Annotated in this window: 9 protein-coding genes and 1 pseudogene; 3 read left to right on the top strand and 7 right to left on the bottom strand. The window is 69.9% G+C overall.

Annotated features, from left to right (window positions below; all coding sequences use genetic code 11):
• Positions 1-307: 307 nt before the first annotated feature.
• From J7E93_RS17185 to J7E93_RS17175, 3 genes are all read left to right on the top strand, one after another.
• Positions 308-709, top strand: coding sequence for a hypothetical protein (locus tag J7E93_RS17185; protein WP_215070265.1), 402 nt, complete (start codon positions 308-310; stop codon positions 707-709).
• A gap of 524 nt (positions 710-1,233) precedes the next feature.
• Positions 1,234-1,641 (top strand): FhaA domain-containing protein, encoded by a 408-nt coding sequence (locus J7E93_RS17180; protein WP_215070263.1) that lies wholly within the window; start codon positions 1,234-1,236, stop codon positions 1,639-1,641.
• 81 nt (positions 1,642-1,722) lie between these two features.
• Positions 1,723-2,181 carry a TIGR03618 family F420-dependent PPOX class oxidoreductase gene (locus tag J7E93_RS17175; RefSeq protein ID WP_215070261.1) on the top strand — a complete coding sequence of 153 codons (459 nt, stop codon included), beginning with the start codon at positions 1,723-1,725 and terminating at the stop codon, positions 2,179-2,181.
• A gap of 242 nt (positions 2,182-2,423) precedes the next feature.
• Here the strand turns inward: J7E93_RS17175 and J7E93_RS17170 are convergent, their stop codons facing one another.
• The 7 genes and pseudogenes from J7E93_RS17170 to J7E93_RS37120 all read right to left on the bottom strand — a co-directional run bounded on the left by J7E93_RS17170 (position 2,424) and on the right by J7E93_RS37120 (position 6,940).
• A complete protein-coding gene (locus J7E93_RS17170) occupies positions 2,424-3,146 on the bottom strand; it encodes a DUF6215 domain-containing protein (RefSeq protein ID WP_215070259.1) in 723 nt (240 codons plus the stop codon).
• 93 nt (positions 3,147-3,239) lie between these two features.
• A complete protein-coding gene (locus tag J7E93_RS17165) occupies positions 3,240-3,542 on the bottom strand; it encodes a hypothetical protein (protein ID WP_215070257.1) in 303 nt (100 codons plus the stop codon).
• Positions 3,543-3,883: 341 nt separating this feature from the next.
• On the bottom strand, positions 3,884-4,030 hold the full coding sequence (locus J7E93_RS37135; protein ID WP_251066662.1) for a hypothetical protein: 147 nt from the start codon (positions 4,028-4,030) through the stop codon (positions 3,884-3,886).
• Positions 4,031-4,141, bottom strand: a pseudogene (locus tag J7E93_RS37130) (PaaI family thioesterase); the annotation flags it as partial.
• Positions 4,141-4,917, bottom strand: coding sequence for an ABC transporter permease (locus J7E93_RS37125; RefSeq protein WP_251066651.1), 777 nt, complete (start codon positions 4,915-4,917; stop codon positions 4,141-4,143). The gene J7E93_RS37125 and the pseudogene J7E93_RS37130, both read right to left, overlap by 1 nt.
• Positions 4,914-5,864: an ABC transporter permease gene (locus tag J7E93_RS17155; protein WP_215070253.1), complete on the bottom strand. Its 951-nt coding sequence runs from the start codon at positions 5,862-5,864 to the stop codon at positions 4,914-4,916. Before J7E93_RS17155 ends, J7E93_RS37125 begins: the two co-directional genes overlap by 4 nt.
• Positions 5,861-6,940: a CocE/NonD family hydrolase gene (locus J7E93_RS37120; protein WP_308368689.1), complete on the bottom strand. Its 1,080-nt coding sequence runs from the start codon at positions 6,938-6,940 to the stop codon at positions 5,861-5,863. Before J7E93_RS37120 ends, J7E93_RS17155 begins: the two co-directional genes overlap by 4 nt.
• Positions 6,941-7,127 lie beyond the last annotated feature (187 nt).

Genomic DNA, 7,127 nt, shown 5'->3' with positions numbered 1-7,127 from the left:
GGGCATTCGCCAACGGTGTCCACCGCACATGGGGGCGCCCCTCTTCGTACCGCCTTGTCGGCGCACGCAGGGGGGCACCACCTCCGATGCACCTCGGGACCCGGGCCGGGCCGCCAACTACCCGTTCGACCCACGGAGACGGGGCGCCCGGGTGGGGTGCGTGGCGGCGGGCGCAGCCCCTAGGAGCGTCGCGTCGGCCAGGTGGTGAGCCACATGAGGGCGATGACGAGGTCGAGCGAGTCGGATGAGTCGAACGAGTCGGCCTAGCGCTTGACCTCAACCATGATTGAGGAACGATGGTTGAGCAATGACCACTCAAGACAACGCAATTCTTCTCTTCCGTAACACGATGCGTATCAGGGACGGCCATCTGGAGAGCTTCCGCGAAGCCATCGCCAAGGCCGTGGGGTTCGCAGAGCAGCACGGGCCGCAGCTGATGGTGGAGACCTTCGTGGACGAGGAGCGGATGCTCGCGCACAGCTTTCAGCTCTATCGGGACTCCGACGCGGTCCGCACGCATTGGAAGCTGGCGGACCCGTACATCCGCGAGGTGATGGAGCACTGCCGGGTGGAGCGCTTCGAGGTGTTCGGTGAGCCGGATGCCGAGGTGGTGGCGGGCGTGCACTCGGGGCTGGGCGAACAATGTGAGCTTACGTTCTCTCCGCGTATCGCCGGCTTCGTCCGCTTGGCTATGGCCCCTCAGACCTGAGGCAGGCGTCGCGGGTGCCGGCGGTGGCCGGAAGGCCAGCTTCGGCCGCGCCCGTCCGTGGACTGGCTGCCAGGGCCTGAATCGCTCCGGCAGGCCCCTCCAGGCCAGCCGTGCGGAAGGTGACCACGATCTTCAAGGCCTGCCGGTGATCCCGGCCACCAGCCCCGGTCCATCCCATGGTCCGACTTTCGTGGAGACGCCTACTCGTATGCCCCGGTGCCGGCCGCGAGCCTCCGCATCGAAGGGGGCGAAGAGGGGCTTTCGGCCGTCCGAGTCCTCGCCGCGTGTCCCGGACATCGTCCCGGCATCACCGGGTAAGCGGACGGTACACGGTCCCAAGGAGGAAAAGATGTCCGGATTGATGAGGAGTATCAAGCAGCTCACCCGCAGCCCCCAGGGACAGCGGGCGATCGCATTGGCCCGACGCGCCGCCGCCGACCCGCGTAAGCGCGCGCAGGCTCGGAGTCTCCTCGGCCGCCTGCGCGGGCGCCGGTGACGAGGGAGCGACGGGGAGGGCAGAGGGCATGTCCAAGGGAGAACTGACACGCTGGGAACGAGTCCTGGAGCGCTGGGAAAGCGCCCTGGTCCCCGGGTCGCACCGCCGTGAACCCGTCGAACTGCTCGACGCGCTGCGGCATGAGTGCGATTCACAGGCCGTCGTGTGCAGTGAGAGCAGAGTGGTCGTGCCGAACGCCTACGAGGTGGAACTGGACGCCCGTGTACACGAGGAGTTGGTGCGACAGGGCGGTGGCGACGTCGGAGAAGCTTTGACCGACCACCTGGCTCGACATGGCGAGCGGAAGGGATACGAGTGGGCGGGGCCGCTGGCCGTACGCATCACCCCCACCGCGCGCCGGTCCGGCAGTCCTTACCGGGTGAGCAGCATCCCCATGCCACATGTACGCGCGGACGACTTCCCGGCGGACGATTGAAGGTGGGCGGTACGCCCTGGCCCATTCGACGTCCCGGCCGAACCGGGAATGTCCAAGGCAACGAGGGGAGTTGACCCGATCATGAGCCAAGGACCCGCACCCCAGCCCCTCTCCGACGGCGCCCTCTCCGCCCTGCTGAGCGCCGGCCGTTTCGGCACGCTCGCCACCGTCAAGAGCAGTGGTCACCCTCATCTGACCACCATGCTCTACTCCTGGGATCCCGAGGAGCGTGTACTTCGGTTCTCCACCACGGCCGACCGGGTCAAGGTCGTCCATGTCCGCCGCACTCCGCAGGCCGGCCTGCACGTGCAGGGCCCCGATGTGTGGTCGTTCGCGGTCGCCGAAGGGCACGCGGAGGCGACCGAGCCGACCACGGCGCCCGGCGACGCCGTTGGCCGGGAGCTGCTCTCGATGATCCCGCCGGAGGCGCGACCCGCGGACGAGCTGCCCTTCTTCGAGCAGCAGGTAGCCGAACAGCGGGTCGTCATCCGTCTCAAGGTCCGACGGCTGTACGGCACCGCACTCGACGTGAAGTCCTGAATCACCGCCGACCGGCGCGCGCGGGTTTACGGTCCCGGCCCGGGCGCCCGCTCAGCGCCGTCGGGCGGCGCAGGGAGCGGTGACCGCAGGGGCCCGGGCCACTCCCCCACGCCCACCTGCGGTCGCACGACGTACCGGGGGGCGTCCCGGACAACGCCCCGCCAAAGGGCACGATCTGCGGCCATCCGACCCGGGGCGACGAGAAGGGACCCCACCTGACGAGTGCTGCGAGAGGGAGGGCCTCACCCCTCAGCGGCCCATCCCGGGACCGTCGGCAGCACTTTCTCGGCGACGCGGAGCAGCACCGAGTCGTCCGGCACCGCGCCGTCCGCGCGCCACAGGGTCACCTCGAACGAGCCGCCGCTGTCCTTCGCGTCCCGGGCCACGATAAGGGCGCGGGCCGGGACGCCGGGGCCGCTGGAGGCGTCGCTCCCATCGAGGCGGAAGCTGATGCTGATGGTGCGGTCCGAGTAGAGGACCGCCGGGCGGCTCAGGACCGTCCGCTCCCGCGCGTCCTCCCCCAGAAGCGCTGCGAACAGGGCCACCGGAAGTTGGTTGTACGTGGCGGACAGCGTCACGGTGTAGGTCTCGAACTCGACCCGTGCCGAGGGAGTGGCGATCTCCTTGCCGCCGGCCGACTTGACCGAGCCATCGCTGCCGCCGGCCGTCTTCGGGAGCTCCCCCGGCGTACCCAGCAGCTCAGCGAGGTCGGGACGGTTCAGCGCCTTGCACAGCTGTGCCCCGGAGGCGCGCCGGGGAGCGTTTCCGGTCTCCCTCGGCGCCTTCTCGGGCTCCCCGTCCGAACACGTGCCGGCCCTCTGGGCACTGCCGGAGGACGACGTCTGGCCGACCGTCTCCCCGTACGCCCAAAGACCCAGACCGAGTGCCGCTACCAGCACCACTGCCGTGACGGCCTGCCCCCAGGCGCCCGCACCCTTCGGAAGCGCGTCGAACTCGTCGGCCATGTCCCCCCACCTGCGGTGATCCCCCGATACGTGCCCAGGGACCTTAACCCGTGATCATCAGGCGGACAAGGAGTTGCTGAGCCGGATACGTCATCACGGCACCGTGAACCAACAGAGGTCACCGGAGTCCGGCAACCGGGCTTGCTGCTGTACCTCTGCCGCGATCCGGGCGAGGACATCCGCCTTCTCCATGCGCCACGGAAGGAAAGGCTCACACGTCGACGCCGTCAGCTCGCCGGCTCGTACTCCGCAGTCATACAGATCCCCGACGATCCGCAGGAGCAGCGCCAACTGCTCCTGGAACGAGGCGCCGCGCCCCAGGAGGCTGCCCAAGGACCCGCTGACGACGGAGAACCCGAGCCAGTCGTCGTGCGCGTACTGAACCAGATACTCCAACTCGCGGCCGTATGCGTCCCGATTCACCATGGCTCAGTTTCGGTACTGCGGACGGGGGGACCGCCATCGGGCTGCCGAGTACGCCGTGGAAGTCCCGGCAAGCTCGCTTCGCCTGCACGTCGTCGATCGGCACGTCGTCATCCGGCAAGGGAACAACCGGAGTATATGAGTTCGCGCCTCGCTGACGAGGGCGCTTGCGCTGCCCGGCGGATCCGGGGGCGAACCCGAACTGGGCATCATGTGGGCAGTGGCCCACGAGACCCTTCTCGGGCCGCAAGGTGTGTGCGACCGGGCGGCCCGAAAGGACGCGCTCACGAGTAGCCGCCTGCCATGGACGAGTGTCACGCCCGGAGAGCGGGAAAGAGGTCACGGGCGTGGTCCGGGGCCAAGGCGAGGAAGACGCCGTCCCCCTCCACCAGGACGGTGGAGGCGTCCTCTTCTGTGGTGATCGAGCCCGTCACGAAGACCTTGCGGTCGTCAGTTCCCATGACACGGGCACGTACCCGCAAGGGAGTCTCCAGAGGGACCGGGCGCCTGTACTGCGTCTGGAGCGAGATGGTCATGCCTGGATGCCCGGCGGCGGCGCACGCCCATCCCATCAGTTCGTCGACGAGCATGGCGCTGACGCCGCCGTGGCCGTAGCCGGGTGGTCCTTCGTGCGCGATGCCGAGGAGGCAGCGTCCCAGGACACCGTCTTCCAGCGGGGTGACGGCCATGGGCGGTGCGATCGGGCTGCCGGCGCCGGTGACCGGGCTGTACATCCGTACCCCGCCCGGAAATTCGTCGACCTCGGGGATCTCCCCCGGTGGGCGGCGGCGGCCGGTGAGCTCTCCGGTGAGGGCGCGGACCGCGTCGGCCAGGCGGTGCAGGGTTTCCGGGGAGGCCGCATCGCCCGCGATGGGAGGTAGGCGATCGACAGGGCGACGATCGGTGCGGTGAGTCCGGCGCCGAAGACGGCGGCGACGAGGACGGCCATGATGAGTCCCGGGAAGCCGAAGACGATGTCCAGGGCGCCCGAGAGGAACCGGTCGAGCCGGCCTCCGAACCATGCTGCCGCCAGCGCGAGGAGGGTGCCGAGCGTGGTGGACACGGCGATGACCACGGCGGGGGCGGCGAGGCTGGCGCGGGTTCCGGCGATCAGCCGGGACAGCAGGTCGCGTCCGGTGTCGTCCGTCCCCAGGAGGTGGGTGGCGGACGGTCCGGCGTTGACGTTCAGGGGATCGACGGTGTTCGGGTCGTGCGGGGCGAGCAGCGGCCCGAGCACGGCCAGCAGGATGAACAGGGCGACGACACAGGCCGCGCCGAGCGTCAGGTGGTCGCGTGGGCGTCCGGTCCGCCGCTCGGACGCGGTGCGGGTGAACAGGGCGGTGGTCATCGGACCCCCTTCTGCGTGGTTCGGGGGTCGAGGGCGGCGCTGATCAGGTCGACGGTGGTGTTGATGACGACGAACACGATCACGAAGATGAGCGACACGGCCTGTACGACGGCCATGTCCTGCTTGGACGCGGCCTCGATCATGAGGGCGCCGAGTCCTCCGGTGCCGAAGGCCTGTTCGGCGACGGCCGCGGTGGCGATGAGTCCGGCGATGCCGACGCCGGAGACGGCGAAGACGGGGCCGGAGGCGTTGTGCAGCACGTGCCGCCTGATCACCGTGCGCTCGGGAACGCCGCGGCTGCGGGCGGTCTCCACGTGCTCGGAGCGCATTTCCGCGCGGACGGCGGTCCGGGTCACCTGGGCGACGTATCCGATCCAGGTCATCGCCAGTGCGACGGCGGGCAGCGTCAGGTGTGTCAGGGTGCCGGTGGCGCCCTCGCCGGAGCCGTAGACGGGGAACCACGGGAGCTGGACGGCGAAGAGCCAGATGAGCAGGACCGACATGACGAAGGTCGGTACCGCCATCGCGCCCGCCGTCAGGGTCGTGGCCAGCGTTTCCGTGCGGCCGCCGCGCAGTGCGGCGAGGGTGCCGATGACGGTGCCGGCGGCGAGGACCAGGACGGAGGCGTAGGCGCCGAGTGCGAGGGTGTCGCCGGCGCGGGCGCCGATGAGTCCGCTGACGGAGTCGCGGTAGACGAGGGACTTCCCGAAGTCCCCCTGCAGGCAGTTGCCGAGCCAGTGCCAGGAGCCCTGGATGAACGGGTCGTCCAGGTGGTACTCGCGGTGGATCTGCGCCAGCACGGCGGGATCGGGGTTTCGGCTGCCGCCGACGAGCAGGGTGGCGGGGTCTCCCGGGGTGAGGAACATCGCGCCGTAGATGGCGAGGCTGGAGACGAGCACGGTCACGACGAGCATGCCCAGGCGGGTGGCGACGAATCGGAGGCTCATCTCGGATCACATCCCTCGCCGTATCGTGCCGCGGACGGGTGGCGCGCTGCCGTGCCGGTTGCCGGTGGTGTGCTGGGGAGTTGGCGCAGAGGGAGCATGGGCCCTCCAGGGTGCGGGGGCTGTTCGCCGGTTTCGGGCAGGACGGTCAGACGCAGGCGGGAGGGGTGGGCGGAGCCGGTCCGGAGCTTCTGCCGGCTCGCCTTGGGGGCGGTCGTCAGCCACGGGCTCTCCAGCGAGCCGGAGTTGGGCAGGTGGTTCGGGAAGTCGCTGCCGGCGATCATCAGGGCGAGGCGGTGGCCCGGCCGTAGGCGGTAGCCGGTGTGTCCCAGGGCGATCTCCACTTCTCCGGGTGCGTCGGCCTGGGCACATCCGCGCACGATCAGGCGCGCCGTGCCGTCCGGTGCCAGATCGAGGAGACGGACGAAGACGTCGAAGGTGGGTGCCGTGCTCTCCACGTGCAGCACCGTGTGGACGGGTCCGGCGAGGTCGAGCGGCCTGTCGGAGGTGTGGCTCGTGAACACGAGGACATCGTCCCGGTCGAGTGTGCGGCGCTCGTCGACGTGGTCGCGCAACTGCAGGAAGGTGTCGGTCGCGGCGGACGGCACGAGATCGTCCGGGTCGTACCGCCACTGCGCCGATTCCGTGCCCTCGGCAGGGTGCGGGGCGAGTGCTCCGCCCGGGACCGGACCGGTCGCCGCGGACGGCTCCGCCAGGTACAGCTCGGTGGCCGTGGCCTCGGGCGGCGGCCAGGCGTCCGAGGTGCGCCAGCCGTCGTGTCCGAGCTTCCAGCGGACCCGGGGCAGCGAGTGGGGCTGTGCGGTGCCCTTGAGGAAGACGTCGAAGAACTCGATCGCGGGGCCGGTGTAGAAGTCCAGCATGCGTTCGAGCGCGGCGCCGGCGGCCAGGTGATCGGTGGCGGCGGACGCCGGGGCGTCCTCAAGGAAGTAGTTCTCGTGGTCGATCGTGTCGGCGACCAGGTACTGGACGGCCGCCCAGCCGGGACGCTTGGCCAGTTCCGTGTAGTCGCGCATGTGGGCGATGCCGAGGTTGTCGAACCAGCCGACGCAGTGCAGCACCGGTACGGGGCGGGCGTCGTAGGGATGCGGCCCGTTGTACGGGGCGAGGGGATGCCGCCGACGATGAGGTCGAAGCCTGCCGAGCGCTTCCCCATCGCGGTGAACGCCTCTTCGTACGCGGCGATGATCGGGCGCCTGGTGAGATCGATGTCGACTTCGTAGATGTCGTTTTCGGTCCACACCTGTG

This window comes from Streptomyces sp. ISL-36, from assembly GCF_018614205.1.
Classification (GTDB): domain Bacteria; phylum Actinomycetota; class Actinomycetes; order Streptomycetales; family Streptomycetaceae; genus Streptomyces.
This window is presented reverse-complemented; position numbering and strand designations above follow the sequence as displayed.

Excerpts from the sequence above, each read along its gene's own strand:
- J7E93_RS37125 (WP_251066651.1), bottom strand. The coding sequence starts at position 4,917 with ATGACCACCGCCCTGTTCACCCGCACCGCGTCCGAGCGGCGGACCGGA.
- J7E93_RS17180 (WP_215070263.1), top strand. The coding sequence starts at position 1,234 with ATGTCCAAGGGAGAACTGACACGCTGGGAACGAGTCCTGGAGCGCTGG.
- J7E93_RS37135 (WP_251066662.1), bottom strand. The coding sequence starts at position 4,030 with ATGGGAACTGACGACCGCAAGGTCTTCGTGACGGGCTCGATCACCACA.
- J7E93_RS17175 (WP_215070261.1), top strand. The coding sequence starts at position 1,723 with ATGAGCCAAGGACCCGCACCCCAGCCCCTCTCCGACGGCGCCCTCTCC.
- J7E93_RS17185 (WP_215070265.1), top strand. The coding sequence starts at position 308 with ATGACCACTCAAGACAACGCAATTCTTCTCTTCCGTAACACGATGCGT.
- J7E93_RS17170 (WP_215070259.1), bottom strand. The coding sequence starts at position 3,146 with ATGGCCGACGAGTTCGACGCGCTTCCGAAGGGTGCGGGCGCCTGGGGG.
- J7E93_RS17155 (WP_215070253.1), bottom strand. The coding sequence starts at position 5,864 with ATGAGCCTCCGATTCGTCGCCACCCGCCTGGGCATGCTCGTCGTGACC.